Below are 18,738 nucleotides of genomic sequence, written 5' to 3' on the forward strand. Positions count from 1 at the left end.
ACGACTATGGACCTGCGGCTCAGCACGTTACAGATTCACCTGAATGCTAAAAAACCGTATCAGGTTGTGGTAGATAGCCGCAGGGTTACCTCAAATCTGATCCGCATAAACTCGGTTTTTCTGAGTCTGTTTTGTTTCCGGCAAGGTTTCTACAGTGCACGACATGCCAGTCCGGGTGGCCTGGCAAGACTTTGCAACCGTGGAAGCATTGACCATGAGCACAGCAACAATCGGACAGGCCTATAACTACAAGGTCGTCCGCCAATTCGTCGTGGCAACCGTGGTTTGGGGTGTCGTGGGGATGGCGATGGGGGTGTGGATCGCCTCGCAACTGGTATGGCCGCAGATGAACCTTGACCTGCCGTGGACCACCTTCGGCCGCTTGCGTCCCTTGCACACCAGCCTGGTGATTTTCGGCTTTGCCGGCAGCGCGCAATTCGCTGCCAGTTACTACGCGGTGCAGCGCACCTGCCAGGTGCGGCTGTTTTCGGACAAGCTCGCGGCATTCACCTTTTGGGGCTGGCAGTCGGTGATCGTGGTGATGCTGATCACCCTGCCGCTGGGTTACACCACCACCAAGGAATACGCCGAGATCGAATTCTCCGGCGCGGTGTGGATGACGGTGGTCTGGGTGGCTTACGCCATCGTGTTTTTCACCACCGTGGTGCAGCGCAAGACCAAACACATCTACGTCGGCAACTGGTTCTTTGGCGCGTTCATCGTGGTGATCGCGATGCTGCACGTGGTCAATCACCTGGCGATTCCGGTGGACTGGTTCAAGTCCTATCCAGTGTATTCCGGGGCCACCGACGCCATGGTGCAGTGGTGGTACGGGCACAACGCGGTGGGGTTCTTTCTGACCACCGGTTTCCTGGGGATGATGTATTACTTCGTGCCGAAACAGGTCGGGCGGCCGGTGTATTCCTATCGGTTGTCGATCGTGCACTTCTGGGCGCTGATTACCTTGTACATCTGGGCCGGCCCGCACCACTTGCATTACACCGCGCTACCGGACTGGGCGCAGTCGCTGGGCATGGCGATGTCGCTGATCCTGCTGGCGCCGAGCTGGGGCGGCATGATCAACGGCATGATGACGCTGTCAGGTGCCTGGCATAAATTGCGCACCGATCCGATCCTGCGCTTTTTGGTGTTGTCCCTGGCCTTCTACGGCATGTCGACCTTCGAAGGGCCGATGATGGCAATCAAAACGGTCAACGCCCTCTCCCACTACACCGACTGGACCATCGGCCACGTCCACGCCGGCGCTCTGGGTTGGGTGGCAATGATCACCTTCGGCTCGCTGTACCACATGATCCCGAAAGTCTTCGGCCGCGAGCAGATGTATAGCACACCGCTGATCAACCTTCACTTCTGGCTGGCGACCATCGGCACGGTGCTGTACATCGCCTCAATGTGGGTCAACGGCATCACCCAGGGCTTGATGTGGCGGGCGATCAACAACGACGGCACGTTGACCTACTCCTTCGTCGAAGCCTTGCAGGCCAGTCATCCAGGGTTCGTGGTGCGCTTCGCCGGCGGGGTGTTCTTCCTCAGCGGCATGTTGCTGATGGCTTACAACGTCTGGCGCACGGTGCGGGTTGCGGACGTCGAAATGGCCCACCGCGAAGCGCAGATTGCCTGAGGCAAGGGGCTTGAGATGATTGAGGTCGTGCTGAATGTGTTGGGCGTCGTGGGGCTTTGGCTGGCGGTTGAATACTGCCTGAAGCACCAGACGACCGAGAGTCTGGATGAAGCCAGTTTGATTCCGTTTGCCGATGACCCGGAGGTGGCACGGCGGGTGGAACTCGCGACGGGCAAGACGGTGAAGGCGGTAGCGCCGGAAGAAGCAAAACCTGGTTGGGGGAATCTGGAGATTTGAACGCGCAGGTTCTGGCGATGACCGACGCACTCGCCGAAAAGGCTCTGGAAGACGCTCGTCCCTGAGCGGCGGATTGGCCTAGAATCCGCCCATTGAACACAGGGAAGTATCAAAATGAGCGGAAAACCAGCGGCCCGGGTTTCGGATCCGACCACGTGTCCCCTTCCGGGACACGGCACCAACCCCATCGTCAGCGGCTCAGCCGATGTCTTTTTCGACGGGTTGGCCGCCGCACGGCAAAGCGATCTGTCTGCCTGCGGTGCTGCCATCGTCGGCGCTGTTCACAGACCGTTTTTATTAACGGGCTGAATGCAGCAGTCGTCGGCAGTACGGGTGATCACGGCAGTGTCATTGTGGGTGGCTCCGGCACGGTCATTATTGGCGATGCCGTAGTGTTCGCTCCCGTAGGGGCCATCAAGGCAATGGCAGCGACCGCAGTAACAGCCGCCGCAGCCCAAATAGTGCCTGCTGCAGTGCAGCCAGCCGCATTGGCCCAGTCCTCGCCAGCACCGCTGGCAGCGTCCAGCTCCGCGGCGCCGGCCAATCCAATCAAGGCGTCGGTAGAAATGCTCGCCGCCTTTGGCAACAGCCCCGACACCAAGCGCGTGTTCAATGATCCGGCCCATCCAATAGGGACGCCGCAAGACCCGTTCGAAAAAAACAAGATCTATGAGCAGCTCAAGTCGCGTGTCGCCAAGGCTCATGGTTATAAGGTTCAGAGCACCTCTACACCACCCAGCTACCCCGACCAGAGGGAAACCAGCCTGTGCGGGCCCGCTACCTTTTTTCTATGCGTTGTTGATGGATCGCCCCGACCTGTACACGAAAGCCATCATTGACCTATGGGAAACGGGGGAAACCACGATCGGGCAATTGCATATCAAACCCAGCCATAGTGCGTGTAACCCGACAAATCTCAGCCGAAAGAACGAAAACGACCGTATCTGGGCCATTGACTGGATATCACTGGCCAGCTTGCGGGACAGTGAGAACCTGCTGCTGGACTACGATTCACCGGACGATCAGGCCGCGGGCATCACGCTGCCAGGAAAGATCGCGGATTGGTTCAAACAGGCGGGCGCAAGCGTCATCTTCGACAACGTTCAATTCACCTCTCATCTCGATCAGAAACAACTGATCGAACTGTTTGGGCACATCGGCCCACAACACCACGTCGCAACACTGATCGGCGCGGGCATGCTGGCCGGCGGCGAAGGGCTGATGAAGGACCATTGGATTACCTGGGAACAAGCGCCTGCCACAGCGGCGGGAAACATCACTCAAACAACGGCTTTGGGCGAGAAAATCACTCAATCAAAATTGTTTACCTGGGGGCGGGTCGCCCATCTGGTGGCTCCCGATTCAACCTTGCAAAGCGTACTCAAGCACCTTTATGGCGGCCTCGTATTCAGCAAGATTCCTTGATTCCCAAAAAAAGAACCCACAATGAAACGCGCACTTTTTTCAATTATCGCGCTCTCGCTGCTGCTAGGCGGATGTGAGCTGACCACCCTTGCTGGCTGCGCCGGGCGCGCACCTCTCGAGATTCAACCCGACAGTCTCGCGAGTGCGACAACCGGCAAGGCTTATAACGTTAGTGTCGAGGTAAAAAGAACCAACGTGGCCGTCGCAGGGTTCTATGTCGACCCGGCGCAGCCGCTGCCTGAAGGTTTGAAACTGGTTTACGAAGAAGGCCAGAACCATGCCCGAATCGTAGGTACACCGACAAAGCCCGGGCGGTATGAAGTCTCAATCTATCTCAACACATACGGCACGCAATGCACCGGGCAAGCGGCGCAAAGAACCTACACGCTAAACGTCGAGAGCGATTGAGATCAAGCGGCGCCAGGCGTTCGATTAACCGCGTTCGCGGGGGATCAGGCTCTGCAACTGCTGCGCCAAAAAGTTCGCATCGAACGCAAAGGTATCCGGGTCTTTCAAGCCATTGGTCTTGCGCCATTGCCAGCTGTTGGACGGTGGCAGGCACACCAGCGAAATGCTGCCGTAGCGCGCGGCCGTCAGGCCCATCACAGCCAGTGAAATCTGACCACCGGCACCCATCACATCCGGCACAAATTCAACCGGTTTACCGGCGATCACAATGGACAGCTTCTCGGTCTTGAAGGTCGACGTTTCGACCGGCACGCTCGGCCCCGAGGCGACATAGGCCTCGCGGCTCACCTCCAGCAGATTCGGCGCCTGGACCGGTTCCAGCCATTGCTGGATCTGATCGAACAGTTCACCAATGCGCGTCGCCCACACGGCCGATTGCGACTCGAACAGTTGCTTCTTGTGTGCTTCGCTTTCTGCGTAATGGCGAAGCATCTCACCCAGTTGCTGTACATCGTCCATTGCGGTGTTCCTTTGTTGAAGCGGTGCTGCGGACTTTGAGCATGGCAGATGCGCGCTGCCGGCGTACGACTAAAAGCGTGAACGGTATTGGCTGGGGGTCATGGCCAGGTATTTGCGAAAGGCACTGCCCATGTGGGACTGATGGGTGAAGCCGGCGTCCAGGGCGATGTCGGCCAGGGACAGGTCGGTGTGTTCGATCATCCGGCGTGCCGCCTGAAGCCGCACTTCAACGAGGTAAGCGTGAGGTGTCAGGCCGATCGCCCGGGTGAAGTCGCGCAGAAAGCGCAGCTCGTTTTGTCCGTAGGTGACGGCCAATTGTCCAAGGGTCAGGGGTTCGTGGAACTGCTCGGCGATCTGATCCAGCACTCGGCTGAAAACCCTGGGCGTGGCACGTTGCGCGGTATCGGCCTTTGGACTCATCAAACCAACAAATTCCACCGCCCTTTGCTCAAGCGCCAGCCTGTCCGGTTGTGGAGCGAGCAACAGACGCCGCAGTTCCCGGCCCAGCATCAGCGCACGGCGATTGCCTGAAGACTGAATACGGTGGTCAACCGAGGGTAAATGCTGATGGGCCAACGGCTCGTCCAGACGCATCAGCAGGTATTCGCCACCGCTGGCCGATTCGGAAAACACTTCCACGCCGACCGGGGTGTAAGCCAGTACGCCAGGCAAGGTGTCGAAATCCACCCGATGATCCGAATCGATGGCGTGCACACCGTGTTGCCGTTCCAGCGTCACCCCCAGGGTTTGCCACTGCACAGGATCACGCGCGCTGTAAGCCGCACGGGGCAAAAGCTGCAGGCAAAGTCTGCCGCCCAGCAGGTCGTGGCTCAGCACCGCTGGCATGTGAAATTTCCTGATAGATCGCGATGAAGACCCACGGGTACTCTCAAATAAAGGCATGCTCAAAAACAAAGGGTTGCCATCAACAGGAGCACGACATGCGCACCATCGGCCTAATCGGCGGCATGAGCTGGGAGTCCAGCGCCGAGTATTACCGTCTCATCAATCAGCAGGTGCGCGACCGGCTCGGGCCGTTGCGTTCGGCGAAATTGCTAATGTACAGCGTCGACTTCGGGCCTGTCGAACAGGCCCAGCATGCCGGGCGCTGGGACGATGCGGCGGCGATTCTGGTGGATGCGGCGCAACGGTTGCAGGCGGGTGGCGCCGATTGCGTGGTGCTGTGCACCAACACCATGCACAAGGTGGCCGGGCAGATTCAGGCAGCGATTGACATTCCATTCCTGCACATCGCTGATCCAGCGGGTCAGGCTGCCGTCGATACGGGTGCGCTCAAGGTCGGATTGCTCGGCACAGCGTTCACCATGGAGCAGGACTTCCTCAAGGAGCGCCTGACTTCGATGGGGCTGACCGTGCTGGTGCCGAAGGCCGATGAACGTCAGGCCGTCCACCGGATCATCTATGACGAGTTGTGCGTCGGGGTAATCAGCGAGGCGTCACGCAAGGTCTATCAGCAGGTCATCGAATCACTGACCCGACGCGGCGCCCAGGCGATCATCCTCGGCTGCACGGAAATCGGCCTGCTGATCAAACCCGAGCACAGCGCCCTGCCCTTGCTCGACACCACCGAACTGCATGCGCAGGCGGCGGTGGCGTTCGCGTTGGGCAAGTGACTCAACCAGCCTTGGGTGTGCGACGCAGGCGCGCCATGCTCAAGGCATCCACCAGCACGCCGTCACGCACGGCGTAGTCGCGAAACAGCCCTTCGGTGTCGAAACCGAACTTGCGGTAGAGCCCGATGGCGGCTTCGTTGTCGGCGTAGACCGAAAGCTCGACCCGCTGCAGGTTCATCCAGTTGTCGGCGATGTCCAGCGCTGCCGCCAGCAGTTTCGAGCCAACGCCCTTGCCCTGCCAAGCTACCGCGACACCCATGCCAAGATTGCCGGCATGGCTGCGGCGGATCCGTGAAAACTGCTCCAGGCCAATATTGCCGATGACCGTCCCTTGATGCAGCGCCACCAGCTGCACCAAACGCTCGTTGTCGGGCGCCAGGCGCTTGCGCCAGACTTCGGTGGACTGAAACGGCATTTGCAGCACCTGACGGGTAATGGCCGGGTCGTTATAGAGCGCGGTGATGCCGTCGATGTGGGATTCGTTGAAACGTTCGAGGGTGATGACAGCGTCAGTGACGGGCATGGGTGATTCATCCTTGAGACAGACATGGCCGCCCACTCTATACCGCCGCAGGTTGTTCGAACCACTCCCGCCGCTCTTCGAAGGTGTTCTGGATCAGCTCGACGATCATCTGCACCTGCGCTTGCCCCTCGGACTCGGCATTGACCGCCATCCACACCTGCCGCTGCATCGGTTGACTGAACAACCCCGGCAATTCAATCAGGCCGCGGTCGAAGCGGCTGATGTAGCCGGGCAGCAGGCCAATGCAGGCACTGCAACGGATCATCTCCAACATCAGCTCATAGGAATGCAACTGCACCACTCCGGCCAGACGCTGGTCAACGAGGGTATTCCACGGCCGAAAGCTGTCGACCTGACGGTCATGCTGCCATTGCACCAGCAGGAAATCCGTCAGGTCGTCGAGGCTGTCTGGACGCGACGCGACCCGTGAATACCGTTTGGCGATGTGGGGCAGGTAGTCGAGCCGTGCCATACGTTGGGGCTCGCAGACAGCAAAGCTCGGGCCTGGCGCCGGTGAATCGGTGCCGGCCAGCCACAGCACCACATCGGCACTGACCGCTTGCAGGGACAGTTCGCTGTCCAAGGTGATGATGTCCAGGCGCACGCTGGCGTTGCGCCGCAACAAGGCAACCAGATCGCGACCGAGAATGTCATGCAGGATCGATTCGGCGACGGCCAGGCGAATCAACGGCTGTTCGATCACCGGCAAGTCGCGCTCGTGGGCCAAAGCAATCAACTGCGATTGCAGTTGGACCCCGTCACGACTAAGGGCAACGCCATTCTCTGAGTGGCTGAATAGCGAACACTGCAGGTGCGCTTCAAGCTGCGCCAATTGTTTGCGCAGCTGGGTGGTCTTGATGTTGAGACTGCGGGCCGCTTGCATGAAACAGCCGCAACGGGCACTGACCCGAAAAGACTGCGCCAGCACCGGATCGATCCCTGCCGCCAGAGAGCGCCAGGATGAGATTTTTTCTACGGGCTTGCGGTACTCGGCAACTTGCTGACGACCTGTGGTTCCCATGAATGGCATCGCTGACTCCCTGTCGATCTGTCCTTGAAAACCTCATCCTGCGCAGCGTTTATGAACCTGACGTGACACTCGGGACGGAAAATCGATTCAGCCGCCAGGGGTTTGCCGAAAACTCACCGCCAGTCGATTCCAGCTGTTGATCGTGGTGACGGCGATGGTCAGGTCGACCATCTCGCCTTCGTTGAACTGCTCCCGGGCCTGCGCGTAGACCTCATCGGGCACATGGCTTTCAGAGAGCAAGGTGACGGCTTCAGTCCAGGCCAGCGCCGCGCGTTCTCGCGCATTGAAGAAGCCGCTGTCGCGCCAGACCACGATCGAATACAAACGACGGTCGGTCTCGCCGAGTCGCCGGGCATCCACCGAGTGCATGTCGGTGCAGAAAGCGCAGCCATTGAGTTGCGAGGCACGGATTTTGATCAAGTGCAGCAAGGCCGGCTCGATGCTGAGATTGCTGGTCAATGCCTCCATGGCAATCATCGCTTTCATCGCTTTGGGCGATGCGCTGTAGTAATCCAGGCGGACGTTCATGGAGTGACCTCGTGGATCGAATGTGTGCCCCCCAAGGTAGGCGTTGATACGCAGGCGTTACAGATCCAATTCTGCGAAATACCCGTGGACCACTCAGGCACCAGACCAATCGGAGGTTTTTCGCCCACGCAACTTTTGCGCAGGCGCTCATGCGGGTAATCTGGCCCGACGCACACGCGCCTCATTTGCCCCAGGAGCCTCGCCGGTATGGAACTTCACGTTGTCATCAACGGCCGCAAGGACCTGGCAGGCCAGTTGTACAACCAACTGCGCAGCGCCATCGAATCCGGTCGTCTGGCAGCCGGGACGCAGTTGCCGCCCAGTCGTTTGCTGGCAGAACAATTGGGCATTTCGCGCAAGACCATTTCCGACACCTACACGCAACTGACCTACGAAAACTTCCTCACCGGGGTCATCGGCAAAGGCACGTACGTCAATGCCCGACCGGCGAAAATCACCCGTAAACAGAGCCATTCGGAATTGGCCAGCGCCGAGGTCATCGAGTCCTGGCGCAACCTGCCGGTGTTCCTGCGCCATCCGACGCTGGAAGGCTCGTTGCGTTACGACTTCATCGGCGGCGCCACCAGCAAGGGCCAGTTTCCCCAGGATGACTGGCGACGCTGCACCGCTCACGCCTTGCGCCAGATCTCTGCGTCCAAGGGCTTCTACAGCCTGCCCGAAGGCCTGCCGGCACTGCGTAATGCGATCGCCCGGCACATCGCGTTTTCTCGCGGGGTCAATTGCCAGGACGAAGACGTGGTGGTGTGCAACGGCGCGCAACAGGCGCTGGACCTGATCTCCCGTGTGCTCACGCGCCCCGGTAGCCTTGTCGCCATGGAAGACCCCGGCTATCCGCCCGCACGCCTGCTGTTCGGTACCCACGGCGCCACGGTGATCGGCGTCCCGGTGGATGCGGAAGGCATTCAGGTGGACAAGATCCCCCTTGGCACCCGCCTGATCTACGTCACGCCGTCCCATCAATTCCCGCTCGGCATGCCGATGAGCCAGGCGCGCCGGGTGGCCCTGCTGGAGCGTGCCCATGAGTTGGGCGCGATCATCATCGAGGACGATTACGACAGCGAATTCCGCTACGAAGGCCGGCCCACCGACTCGCTGCAAAGCATGGACGAGCGCGGCATCGTCGCCTACGTCGGGACCTTTTCAAAAACCCTGCTGCCGGAGCTGCGCCTGGGTTATGCGATCCTGCCGCCAGCGATTCTCGACGCGGTCATTCGCGCCAAGCAGCTCACCGACTTGCACACGTCCACCCTGCCCCAATGGGCACTGGCCAAGTTCATCGCCGAAGGCTGCCTGCTCAAGCACATCCGGCGCTGCCATACGATCTACGCCGGGCGTCGCGAGCGGATCCTCGAGCGCATGGCCGGCGATCTTTCACCGTGGCTCGAGGCTGTCCCGACCACCGCCGGGTTCCACATGGTGGTTATGTGCAAAGTGTCTATCGATATTCCATTGCTGATCGAACTGGCGAAAAAGGTCGAAGTCGGGGTGTATCCCATCGACAGCTTTTTCTATCAGCAAGCGCCCCAGGCCGGGCTTTTCCTCGGTTTTGGTGCCATCGAAACCCTCGACATCGACATCGCCCTGGACCGCCTGCGGGACATTTTGCAGCAGGTCGCCTGACGGATTGGTCTGCGTTTTTATCCCGTGATTGGCTATTGGTGGTCCGTGGATGCAGGCCTATCCTGCATAAGCGTTATCCCTCAATGAGCAGGATTCGTCCGGCCTGATTCAGGAGTCTGAGCAATGTCCAACGAAGTGATCAATACCGTTAAGGTGCAGGCCGCCGCCGGCCGCTCGGACGAACTGGGCAAGCAACTGCAAAAAATTGTCGACACCCTGCGCGAACTACCGGGCTGTGATTCCTATATGGTCGACCGCTGCCCCGAGGACGACAACCGCTGGACTGTCAGCGCCCGCTGGCAATCGGAAGCGGCCATGCAAATGCATTTCAATTGCCCTGAAGTACAAGGCTTTATCGGCCTGATCGACAGCCGCCTGGCCAACAGCGTCGACTTCAACAGTTTTCCTATCGTTTAAAAATTAGGTCGCCGCCTTCGGCCACTCCTACAGGGCTATGGGTACCCCCGCAGGAGTGGCTGGAGGCGGCGATCTTGTTTTTAGAACGCGCACGATTGGTCCCCTCGCCTTCACGAAAATTGGCTGTTTGATTGGCCCTGGCCGAGACTTACTGTGGTCCCTGACAACTAACCACAGCAGGTGATAACCCATGAACGCCTTCCGCTACTGTGCTGCGCCGCTCGCCGCCCTGGCCCTGACCTTTTCCGCCGCCGCATTCGCTCACGACCCTTCGGAAAAAGTCACCATTCTGCAGGACGAAATGCTGCAAAACGTGCCGGGCAAAAAAGCGTTGATGATCGAAGTCGACTACAAACCCGGCCAATCGTCCATCGCCCACAAGCACGAGGGCACGGCCATGGCCTATGTCCTTTCGGGCTCGATCACTTCTCAAGTGAAGGGTCAAAAAGCGATCACCTACAAAGCCGGCGAATTCTGGTACGAACCGGCGGGGTCGGAGCACCTGGTCTCGAAAAATGCCAGTACTACCAAACCCGCAAAATTGTTGGTGTTTATGGTGTTAGCGCCCGACGAAAAAGTATTGATCCCTTTGGAAAACTGATAGCTGTTGCGCCAGCCATAAATAAACAGGCCCGAATTAACAATTCAGGCCTGTTTATTTCCCGGCGCAATTAGCCGGGGGCTTTTAAACCAAACAAAACTAGTAGCCACCTGACAAGTGCGCTGATTGGCCATTTTATTCAGTGACGACAGGGTTAGTCTGGAATCTCCGCCGACTGTGTCCGGCCTATTAACTTTCCGACTCAAGTTGTTTCACGGGAGAAACACCATGAAACTTGCACTTGTCAGCACCATGACGATGACAATTCTTTTAACGGGCTGTTCAATACCCACTGCACCGAAGGCAGTTTCTTCGCTCGACGGCATTTTCACCGAGCCGGTCGGCCGCAGCAGCGCCACGCGTGTCACCAATGGCAGCAATGTGTCCCTGGGCATCGTCTACAGCCGCAACACTCAGACCAACCGCGCCTACCTTCAGGATTACCAGGTCAACGCCGGCACCGGTTTCGGCCAGAGCCTGCTGGTGCAGTCGATTCACGACGCCTACGTCGCCACCTCAAAACCCGACCTGGCCGTGGACTGGGTCAAGGCGTCCTTGCAACGTCAGTTTGGCTCGGTGACGGTGTATCCGGACATGCAAAGCCTGAGAGCGGCTAAGCCGGAAGTGGTCGCCATTGTCGATACCCGCAGTCAATTGATGACATCGCGCAGTTCGGACATCAGCGCGAATGTCAGCGCAGCGTTCTACGATTCGAACTTTAACTACATCGGCACTGCACAAGGGCATGACGCTAAAGAACTGAGTCCGGTATGGGCGGACTATAAACGTAGTGAAGAGATAGTTGCCGATATAAACGAACAGCAGAATGTGCAAGTTCGGGCACTGCAGAAGTTTGACCAGTCGCTCAGTAATTTATTGACCAGACCGACAGATAAAGTGTCGATGATCGATAACACAACAGGTCAGAAGTTGTATTGAGGCAAATGGCCTCATCGCGAGCAAGCTCGCTCCCACATTAGTTCTGTGGACGACGCAACCAATGTGGGAGTGAGCCTGCTCGCGATGAGGCCCGACCAGACGGTACAAACCCTTCAGGCAAAAAAAAAGCCCCGCAATTCTCATTGCGGGGCTTCTTCATTCAGCGCCTGATCAGGCCGCCGGTTCCAGCTCGGCGCTGGCAGTGCTAGTGGCAGTGACTGGCACTACCGCTTGACCGCTCAACGCCAGATCCAGCAGCTCACGGTTGGCCACCGCATACATGGCGTAATCAGTGCCGCTGGCGGCACGGATTTCTACCAGCATGGCGCGCCAGCGTTCGATCATGCCTTCGTGCTCTTCCATCCACAGCTCCAGACGGGTTTCCACGTCCTGGGTGCCGTCGCCTTGTTGCAGGACGGAGATGGTGATCGCACGTTGTTGCCAATCGACGTCATCGCGGAACGCTTCACGGGCCAGGGCCTGCCAGTTGTTTTCAACCGGCAGAGCGCTGATCTGTTGCAGGTACCAGGTGATGTCCAGCGCGCTGCCCACAGCGAAGTAAGCCTTCGCCACGTCGGCTGCGTTCTGACCGGTTACGTCCGCCGCTTCGATGATCGGCAGCAAGGTGTACAGGTGAGTAGTGCCTGCAACCATGCGCGCCAGCAACTCAGGAACGCCAGCCGCAACGTAAGCCTGATAACGGGTCTGCCAGCCTTCGCGGGTCGGGCCTTCCAGCAGTTCGTCGAGCTTGAGGCCCAGCGCTGCCAGATGTGGACCGAAGTGCGCGACGTCACGGGCAGCATTCTGCTCGTTGCGACGGCTGCGCAGGAACCAGCGCGTAGCGCGACGGCCCAGACGCATCAGCTCGTCCATCAGCTCCAGTTGTACGTCGGCGGAAACCTGGTAGTCCAGGGCTTCGATCTGACGGAACCAGTGCGGGAGATGGAAAATGTCACGCACGATCACGTAAGCGCCGGCCACGTTCGCCGGGCTCATGCCGGTCGACTCTTTGAGTCGTTGAACGAAGGTGATGCCCATGTGGTTGACCAGATCGTTGGCGATCTGGGTGCTGACGATCTCACGCTTCAGACGGTGACGGCGCATGGCGTCGGAGAACTTGCTCACCAGGGTCGGCGGGAAAGCGGTTTCCATGTCGCGCGTCAGGTAGTCATCGTCCGGTACCTGAGAGTTGAGCAACGCTTCCTTGAGGTCGATCTTGCTGTAGGAGATCAGCACCGACAGCTCGGCACGGGTCAGGCCGTGGCCTTCCGCGAGGCGTTCGTTGATCGCTTCTTCAGCCGGCAGGAACTCGATGGCGCGATCCAGCTTGCCGCGGCCTTCCAGATCGTTCATCAGACGCTTGTATTCGGCAATCCGCACGAAGGCACGGCGTGCTGCCAGGGACAGTGCCTGAGTCTGCTTGTAGTTGTTGCCCAGCACCAGGTTGCCGACTTCGTCGGTCATGCTCGCCAGCAACTGGTTACGTTGCTTGTCGGTCATGTCACCGGCATGAACCACTTCGTTCAGCAGGATCTTGATGTTTACTTCGTGGTCGGAGCAGTCCACACCACCGGCGTTATCGATGAAGTCGGTGTTGGAACCGCCGCCATTGAGACCGAATTCGACACGACCCAGCTGGGTCATACCGAGGTTACCGCCCTCGCCCACGACTTTGCAGCGCAGTTCGTTGCCGTTCACGCGCAGTGCATCGTTGGCCTTGTCGCCGACATCGGCGTGGCTTTCGCTGCTGGCTTTGACGTACGTACCGATACCGCCATTCCACAACAGATCCACCGGTGCCTTGAGCAAGGCGTTCAGCAGTTCGGTCGGGGTCAGCTTGTCAGCCTGAATGTCGAAGCGCTCTTTCATCTGCGGGGAAATCGCGATGCTTTTCGCGCTACGGGAGAAGATCCCGCCGCCTTCGGACATGATGCTGGTGTCGTAATCCGACCAGGCCGAACGCGGCAGGTCGAACAGGCGCTGACGCTCGGCGAAGCTGTTGGCCGGCTCCGGGTTCGGGTCGATGAAGATGTGCAGGTGGTTGAACGCTGCGACCAGTTGCAGCTTGTCGGACATCAACAAGCCGTTACCGAACACGTCACCGGCCATGTCGCCGACGCCGACCACAGTAATGTTGTCTTCCTGAACATTGATGCCGCGTTCGCGGAAGTGACGTTGAACGCCAACCCACGCGCCCTTGGCGGTGATGCCCATTTTCTTGTGGTCGTAACCGGCCGAGCCGCCCGATGCGAATGCATCGCCGAGCCAGAAGCCGTAGTCGATGGCGATGCCGTTGGCGATGTCGGAGAAGGTTGCAGTGCCCTTGTCCGCTGCCACCACCAGGTACGGGTCATCGTCGTCATGACGCACGACGTTGGCCGGCGGTACCAGTGCGCCGTCTTTCAGGTTGTCGGTGATGTCCAGCAGGCCCGAAATGAAGATGCGGTAGCAGGCGATGCCCTCGGCCGCGATCTCGTCCCGACCGCCGCCCAATGGCAGGCGACGCGGCAGGAAGCCGCCCTTGGCGCCCACCGGCACGATGACCGAGTTCTTCACTTGCTGGGCTTTTACCAGGCCCAGGACTTCGGTGCGGTAGTCTTCTTCACGATCAGACCAACGCAGACCACCGCGAGCAACGTTGCCGAAGCGCAGGTGCACGCCTTCGACACGTGGCGAGTAAACGAAGATTTCGAACTTCGGAACAGGCTTCGGCAGTTCTGGAATCTGGTGCGGGTTGAACTTGAAGCTGAAGTAGGACTTGTTCTGACCGTGCGCGTCGGTCTGGTAGAAGTTGGTGCGCAGCGTGGCTTTGATCAGGTCCAGGTAGCGACGCAGGATGCGGTCTTCGTTCAACACCTGGACGTCGTCCAGTGCGCTCAGAATCGCGTGTTCCAGACGTTGCTGCTTGTCTTCCAGATCGTCAGTACCGAGCTTGCGGGCCAGGTAGAAACGGGTTTTGAACAACCGGGTCAACTCGCGAGCGATGTCGGTGTGGTTGTTCAGGGTGCTGGCGATGTAACCCAGGTCGAAGCCCAGGCGAATCTGCTTCATGTAACGGGCGTAGGCACGCAGCAGCGCGACATCGCGCCATGGCAGGCCGGCGGTCAGCACCAGACGGTTGAACGCATCGTTCTCGGCATCGCCACGCACGATGTGGACGAAAGCGTCCTGCAAGGTGTCGTTGAGTTGCTGGATGTCGAGTTCCAGGCCTTCAGCGGCGGTGAACGCGAAATCGTGAATCCAGAACTCGCGGCCACTGTTGTGACGCAGGCGATACGGGAATTCACCCAGCACGCGCAGGCCAAGGTTTTCCAGGATCGGCAACACGTCGGACAACGCCAGCGGGGTATCGGCGTGATACAGCTTGCAGTGCAGTTCGCGCTGACCGGAGACCTGACCCAGTGGCTGATAGAAACTCATCACCAGCGGATTGGATTCTTTCAGGCTCAGCAAGTGCTGCATGTCGACCACAGCCGAGTGGGCGGCAAAACGCTCGCGGTAACCGGCCGGGAAGCCTTTCGGGAAGTCAGCCAGCACGTTGGTGCCGTGGGCTTCGCCGAAGCTTTCGACGACCAGGCTCGCGTAGTCGTCCTGCCAGCTGCGGCAGGCCTGTACCACTTCTTTTTCCAGCAGAACCGGGTCGATGTCCAGACGGTTCTTCGGATCGACGCGCAGAATCAGCTGCACGCGGGCCAGCACGGACTCGGAGAAGAAAGTCCAGAACTCGCAGTCCGAGGCTTTCAGGCGATCCATCAGCACTTGCTGGATCTTCTGGCGCACTTCGGTGGAGTAGATGTCGCGCGGCACGTAGGCCAGGCAGTAGCAGAAGCGGCCGTACGGGTCTTTGCGCAGGAATACGCGAATCTTGTTGCGTTCCTGGATCTGCACAATCGACATCACGGTGGCAAACAGTTCGTCGACCGGGGTCTGGAACAGGTCGTCGCGCGGCAGCACTTCAACTACCTGCGCCAGTTCCTTGCCCAAGTGAGCCTTGGCCTGGAAGCCGGAACGGCGTTCGATTTCTTCGACCTTGCGACGGATGTACGGGATGACCCGCACGCTCTCGCCATACACCGAGGAGGTGTACAGGCCCATGAAACGGCATTCCTTGATGACGTTGCCGTCGGCGTCGATTTCACGGATCGACACGTAATCCGGGTAAGCCGGACGGTGTACACGGCTTGGATGCGCAGCCTTGGCAAACGACAGCAGGGCCGGTTCGCGCAGGTAGTTTACGGCGTAGTCTTCGATACGCAGGTCATCGTAGGTCAGGCCGGTGCGCAGCAATTTGGTCAGGCCGAGGAAGGAGCCCTGGTCGTAGACGATGTGGCCGCCGTCGGCTTCATCGCGAACCACGAATTCTTCATAGCCGAGGAAGGTGAAGTGGTTGCCCACCAGCCATTCCAGGAAGCTTTTGATTTCGGCTTTTTCTTCCGGATCAACCTTGAACTGGCTGTTGTCCAGGCCGGTGAGGATCTCCTGGACCTTGGTTTTCATCGGTTCGAAATCGGCGACCGCGACGCGGACTTCACCGAGAACCTGTTCCAGTTCCTTGCTCAGGACATTCAGTTCGGCCGAATTGGCGCAACGGTCGATTTCCAGGTACATCAACGACTCTTGCAGTACGTCGTCGCCCTGGGTGCCTTTCGGCAGGATTTCCAGCAGCTCGCCCTTGCTGCCGCGACGCACGCTCAGCACAGTGGTTTGCAGGGTGTGGATGCTGTAGCCGCGACGGTTCAGCTCGGTGCGTACCGAGTCCACCAGAAATGGCAGGTCGTGGTGCAGCACTTCGACCGCGGTGTGGGTCGACTGCCAGCCGTGGCGTTCGTAATCGGGGTTGTAGACGCGCACTTGCGGTTGCGCGTGATCGAAGCGCTCAAGCAGGCGCCACGCAGAAAGGGTGCAGCCGGCGAGGTCGGACAACCGACGCTGGGTCAGCTCGTCCAGGGAAATGATGCCGAAAAATTGTTCCGCGAACAGCGCCACTTGTGGCAGTGCCTGTTCACTGATGTGCTGGGCCAGTGCCGCTTGCAGTTGGTGCTGGAAGTCGGCTTTGCTGGCTGCGGTGAAGAACGCCATCTGTGGTACTCCGCTTGGGCTTGTTATTGATGGAAGCGTCGCGTGCAAACCCCTTTCGGGGCAATCCGTCACCCTGTTCCTGATTCTCGGGCAGAGGAAACAGGATGACAGGTGGGTGAAGCTGGACGAGACACTCAGGTCACATTCACCTTCCATGAATGGGCATCTGCAAAAACGACTGGGCAAGGTGCAGCGCAATGCCTTTACAGGTGCTCATCCGTTGCGCAGCTTAACCAGTGCGGCAAGGCCCGTGCTTGCAGCGCTGCGACATATTCGGTCATCGGTACGCAGCTTGCGCCTTGCGCATCGGACAACACTAGCAGCCGCACGGCAAAACGGAGGGTTTAAGCCCGGTTTTGCGGCACATCCGTACCAGAAATGACCAGCAACACCCCGGATGCTCACGACACATCCTCTGACAACCAGGCGAGCAGAAATTCCCGTCTGCTGGCAGAATCGCCCTTTGTTCGTCTTCACGATGCTCGTCGAGCCAGGAATTCCCCATGCAAATGACCACCGCCCTCTTGATCGTCAACCCGTGCGATGACGAAGAAGACAACATGGCCATGCTCTGCTGCCACAGCGATCAGGGCGATATGTTCCTGATGACCCGCTACCCGGACGAGGATGCGCTGGACATCAGCCTCGGCGACGAGCCTTCGACCCTGGACGGCGTGAAAGTCACCCTCAGCCCTACCCGCCTGCTGATCGAAATCGCCGCCGCTGACGCCGATGCGCTGAATGGTGATGATTCGCTGGAAATCATTCACAGCACTGATGCGAGTGATTTGGCTGAAGTGGAAGAGACGTTGCAGAACATTCTCAAGGGTACTGGCACCTATGTAAGCGAGCTCTAAGACACGGAATCTCCGGTGCCTGAACCAGCCTCATCGCGAGCAAGCTCGCTCCCACATTTGATCGCATTTTCATGAAACAACTCGGTCACGTGTGGGAGCGAGCTTGCTCGCGATAAGGCCCGAAAGACCACCACCACCCTTTGAGTCCTACAAAATTCAAACAATCTCGCCAATCAATTCCTGCACTTTGCACAAAATGCCGTTAGTCGCCGCCCCCCGCGATAGATTAAAGTAACGCCCCCAGCCCTGGCGTTATTCGAACGTCTTCGGTCACCCTTTCCAGGAACAGTCATCGATGGAACATCGTGAAGCGCTGCTAGCGCTGCGAACCTTTCTTTCAACGCAGATTCTCGGCCAGGAAAAACTCATCGAGCGCTTGCTCATCGCCTTGCTTGCCGACGGCCACATGCTGGTCGAGGGCGCTCCGGGCCTGGCCAAGACCAAGGCCATCAAAGAACTCGCCGAAGGTATCGAAGCACAGTTCCATCGCATCCAGTTCACCCCCGACCTGTTGCCCGCCGACATCACCGGCACGGAAATCTATCGCCCGGAAACCGGCAGTTTTGTGTTCCAGCAAGGCCCGATCTTCCACAACCTGGTGCTGGCGGACGAAATCAACCGCGCCCCGGCCAAGGTTCAGTCGGCCCTGCTCGAAGCCATGGGCGAGCGCCAGGTCAGCGTCGGGCGCAGCACATACGAGCTGTCGCCGCTGTTTTTGGTGATGGCCACGCAAAACCCGATCGAGCAGGAAGGCACCTATCCACTGCCCGAAGCGCAGCTCGACCGCTTCCTGATGCACGTGAAAATCGGCTTCCCGGACGCCGCCGTCGAACGTCGGATCCTGCAACAGGCCCGCGGCGAAGCGTTGAATGGAGAAACCAAGCCCGAGCGCCGGGTCAGCCAGCAGGCGATCTTCGCCGCGCGCAAGGAAATCCTCGGTTTGTACATGGCCGACGCCGTGGAGGAATACCTGGTGCAACTGGTCATGGCCACACGCACCCCGGCCAAGTTCGACCCGGAGATGGCCGAGTGGATCGCCTATGGCGCCAGCCCGCGCGGCTCGATCGCCCTCGACCGTTGCGCCCGGGCCCACGCCTGGCTGGCCGGTCGCGACTTCGTCAGCCCGGAAGACATTCAAGCGGTACTGTTCGATGTGCTGCGTCATCGCATCATTCTTTCCTTTGAAGCCGAAGCCGCGGGCATCGACCAGGACCGGGTGGTCCAGCGGATTCTCGACGTCGTAGCCGTCGCTTGACCC

General features: G+C 59.2%; 18 protein-coding genes and 1 pseudogene. 13 read left to right on the top strand and 6 right to left on the bottom strand.

The features are described from left to right. The first annotated feature begins 214 nt into the window (after positions 1 to 214). The 6 genes and pseudogenes from ccoN to ACMXYJ_RS19355 all read left to right on the top strand — a co-directional run bounded on the left by ccoN (position 215) and on the right by ACMXYJ_RS19355 (position 3,712). Complete coding sequence (gene ccoN / locus ACMXYJ_RS19330) at positions 215 to 1,642, top strand: cytochrome-c oxidase, cbb3-type subunit I (RefSeq protein WP_415756471.1); 1,428 nt, start codon at positions 215 to 217, stop codon at positions 1,640 to 1,642. A 15-nt stretch (positions 1,643 to 1,657) separates the two neighbouring features. Further along, positions 1,658 to 1,879: a cbb3-type cytochrome c oxidase subunit 3 gene (locus ACMXYJ_RS19335; RefSeq protein ID WP_415756472.1), complete on the top strand. Its 222-nt coding sequence runs from the start codon at positions 1,658 to 1,660 to the stop codon at positions 1,877 to 1,879. Positions 1,880 to 1,993: 114 nt separating this feature from the next. After that, positions 1,994 to 2,283: pseudogene (locus ACMXYJ_RS19340) on the top strand (PAAR domain-containing protein); the annotation flags it as partial. An 18-nt stretch (positions 2,284 to 2,301) separates the two neighbouring features. Then, positions 2,302 to 2,718: a hypothetical protein gene (locus tag ACMXYJ_RS19345; RefSeq protein ID WP_415760838.1), complete on the top strand. Its 417-nt coding sequence runs from the start codon at positions 2,302 to 2,304 to the stop codon at positions 2,716 to 2,718. Further along, on the top strand, positions 2,681 to 3,304 hold the full coding sequence (locus tag ACMXYJ_RS19350) for a hypothetical protein (RefSeq protein ID WP_415756473.1): 624 nt from the start codon (positions 2,681 to 2,683) through the stop codon (positions 3,302 to 3,304). The genes ACMXYJ_RS19345 and ACMXYJ_RS19350 overlap by 38 nt, the downstream gene beginning before the upstream one ends. A gap of 21 nt (positions 3,305 to 3,325) precedes the next feature. Next, entirely contained in the window at positions 3,326 to 3,712 is a 387-nt protein-coding gene (locus ACMXYJ_RS19355; RefSeq protein WP_415756474.1) for a putative Ig domain-containing protein, read from the top strand. A gap of 24 nt (positions 3,713 to 3,736) precedes the next feature. Here ACMXYJ_RS19355 and ACMXYJ_RS19360 read toward each other — a convergent pair whose 3' ends face one another. After that, the gene (locus tag ACMXYJ_RS19360) at positions 3,737 to 4,231 is read right to left on the bottom strand and encodes a hypothetical protein (protein ID WP_415756475.1); all 495 of its coding nucleotides are present in this window, start codon (positions 4,229 to 4,231) and stop codon (positions 3,737 to 3,739) included. Between the two features lie 69 nt (positions 4,232 to 4,300). Further along, positions 4,301 to 5,077 carry an AraC family transcriptional regulator gene (locus ACMXYJ_RS19365; RefSeq protein WP_415756476.1) on the bottom strand — a complete coding sequence of 259 codons (777 nt, stop codon included), beginning with the start codon at positions 5,075 to 5,077 and terminating at the stop codon, positions 4,301 to 4,303. Positions 5,078 to 5,172: 95 nt separating this feature from the next. On the opposite strand from ACMXYJ_RS19365, the gene ACMXYJ_RS19370 reads away from it, so the two are divergent. Next, positions 5,173 to 5,865, top strand: coding sequence for an aspartate/glutamate racemase family protein (locus ACMXYJ_RS19370; RefSeq protein WP_415756477.1), 693 nt, complete (start codon positions 5,173 to 5,175; stop codon positions 5,863 to 5,865). A gap of 1 nt (position 5,866) precedes the next feature. Here ACMXYJ_RS19370 and ACMXYJ_RS19375 read toward each other — a convergent pair whose 3' ends face one another. The 3 genes from ACMXYJ_RS19375 to ACMXYJ_RS19385 form a co-directional block, all read right to left on the bottom strand. Next, entirely contained in the window at positions 5,867 to 6,388 is a 522-nt protein-coding gene (locus ACMXYJ_RS19375) for a GNAT family N-acetyltransferase (RefSeq protein WP_415756478.1), read from the bottom strand. Positions 6,389 to 6,425: 37 nt separating this feature from the next. Then, on the bottom strand, positions 6,426 to 7,418 hold the full coding sequence (locus tag ACMXYJ_RS19380; RefSeq protein ID WP_415756479.1) for a LysR family transcriptional regulator: 993 nt from the start codon (positions 7,416 to 7,418) through the stop codon (positions 6,426 to 6,428). A gap of 87 nt (positions 7,419 to 7,505) precedes the next feature. Further along, on the bottom strand, positions 7,506 to 7,946 hold the full coding sequence (locus ACMXYJ_RS19385) for a carboxymuconolactone decarboxylase family protein (RefSeq protein ID WP_415756480.1): 441 nt from the start codon (positions 7,944 to 7,946) through the stop codon (positions 7,506 to 7,508). Positions 7,947 to 8,153: 207 nt separating this feature from the next. On the opposite strand from ACMXYJ_RS19385, the gene ACMXYJ_RS19390 reads away from it, so the two are divergent. The 4 genes from ACMXYJ_RS19390 to ACMXYJ_RS19405 all read left to right on the top strand — a co-directional run bounded on the left by ACMXYJ_RS19390 (position 8,154) and on the right by ACMXYJ_RS19405 (position 11,544). After that, the gene (locus ACMXYJ_RS19390) at positions 8,154 to 9,587 is read left to right on the top strand and encodes a PLP-dependent aminotransferase family protein (RefSeq protein ID WP_415756481.1); all 1,434 of its coding nucleotides are present in this window, start codon (positions 8,154 to 8,156) and stop codon (positions 9,585 to 9,587) included. A 123-nt stretch (positions 9,588 to 9,710) separates the two neighbouring features. Beyond that, the gene (locus ACMXYJ_RS19395; RefSeq protein WP_008150809.1) at positions 9,711 to 10,004 is read left to right on the top strand and encodes a putative quinol monooxygenase; all 294 of its coding nucleotides are present in this window, start codon (positions 9,711 to 9,713) and stop codon (positions 10,002 to 10,004) included. A 190-nt stretch (positions 10,005 to 10,194) separates the two neighbouring features. Next, a complete protein-coding gene (locus ACMXYJ_RS19400; RefSeq protein ID WP_415756482.1) occupies positions 10,195 to 10,605 on the top strand; it encodes a cupin domain-containing protein in 411 nt (136 codons plus the stop codon). A 228-nt stretch (positions 10,606 to 10,833) separates the two neighbouring features. Next, on the top strand, positions 10,834 to 11,544 hold the full coding sequence (locus ACMXYJ_RS19405; RefSeq protein WP_415756483.1) for an ATPase: 711 nt from the start codon (positions 10,834 to 10,836) through the stop codon (positions 11,542 to 11,544). Between the two features lie 171 nt (positions 11,545 to 11,715). On the opposite strand, the gene ACMXYJ_RS19410 is transcribed toward ACMXYJ_RS19405, so the two are convergent. Then, entirely contained in the window at positions 11,716 to 16,623 is a 4,908-nt protein-coding gene (locus tag ACMXYJ_RS19410; protein WP_415756484.1) for an NAD-glutamate dehydrogenase, read from the bottom strand. A gap of 503 nt (positions 16,624 to 17,126) precedes the next feature. Here ACMXYJ_RS19410 and ACMXYJ_RS19415 point away from each other — a divergent pair. Continuing rightward, positions 17,127 to 17,480: a hypothetical protein gene (locus ACMXYJ_RS19415; protein WP_415756485.1), complete on the top strand. Its 354-nt coding sequence runs from the start codon at positions 17,127 to 17,129 to the stop codon at positions 17,478 to 17,480. A 295-nt stretch (positions 17,481 to 17,775) separates the two neighbouring features. Then, the gene (locus ACMXYJ_RS19420) at positions 17,776 to 18,735 is read left to right on the top strand and encodes an AAA family ATPase (RefSeq protein ID WP_008150800.1); all 960 of its coding nucleotides are present in this window, start codon (positions 17,776 to 17,778) and stop codon (positions 18,733 to 18,735) included. Positions 18,736 to 18,738 lie beyond the last annotated feature (3 nt).

The organism is Pseudomonas arabinosi, from assembly GCF_047758675.1.
GTDB lineage: Bacteria > Pseudomonadota > Gammaproteobacteria > Pseudomonadales > Pseudomonadaceae > Aquipseudomonas > Aquipseudomonas arabinosi.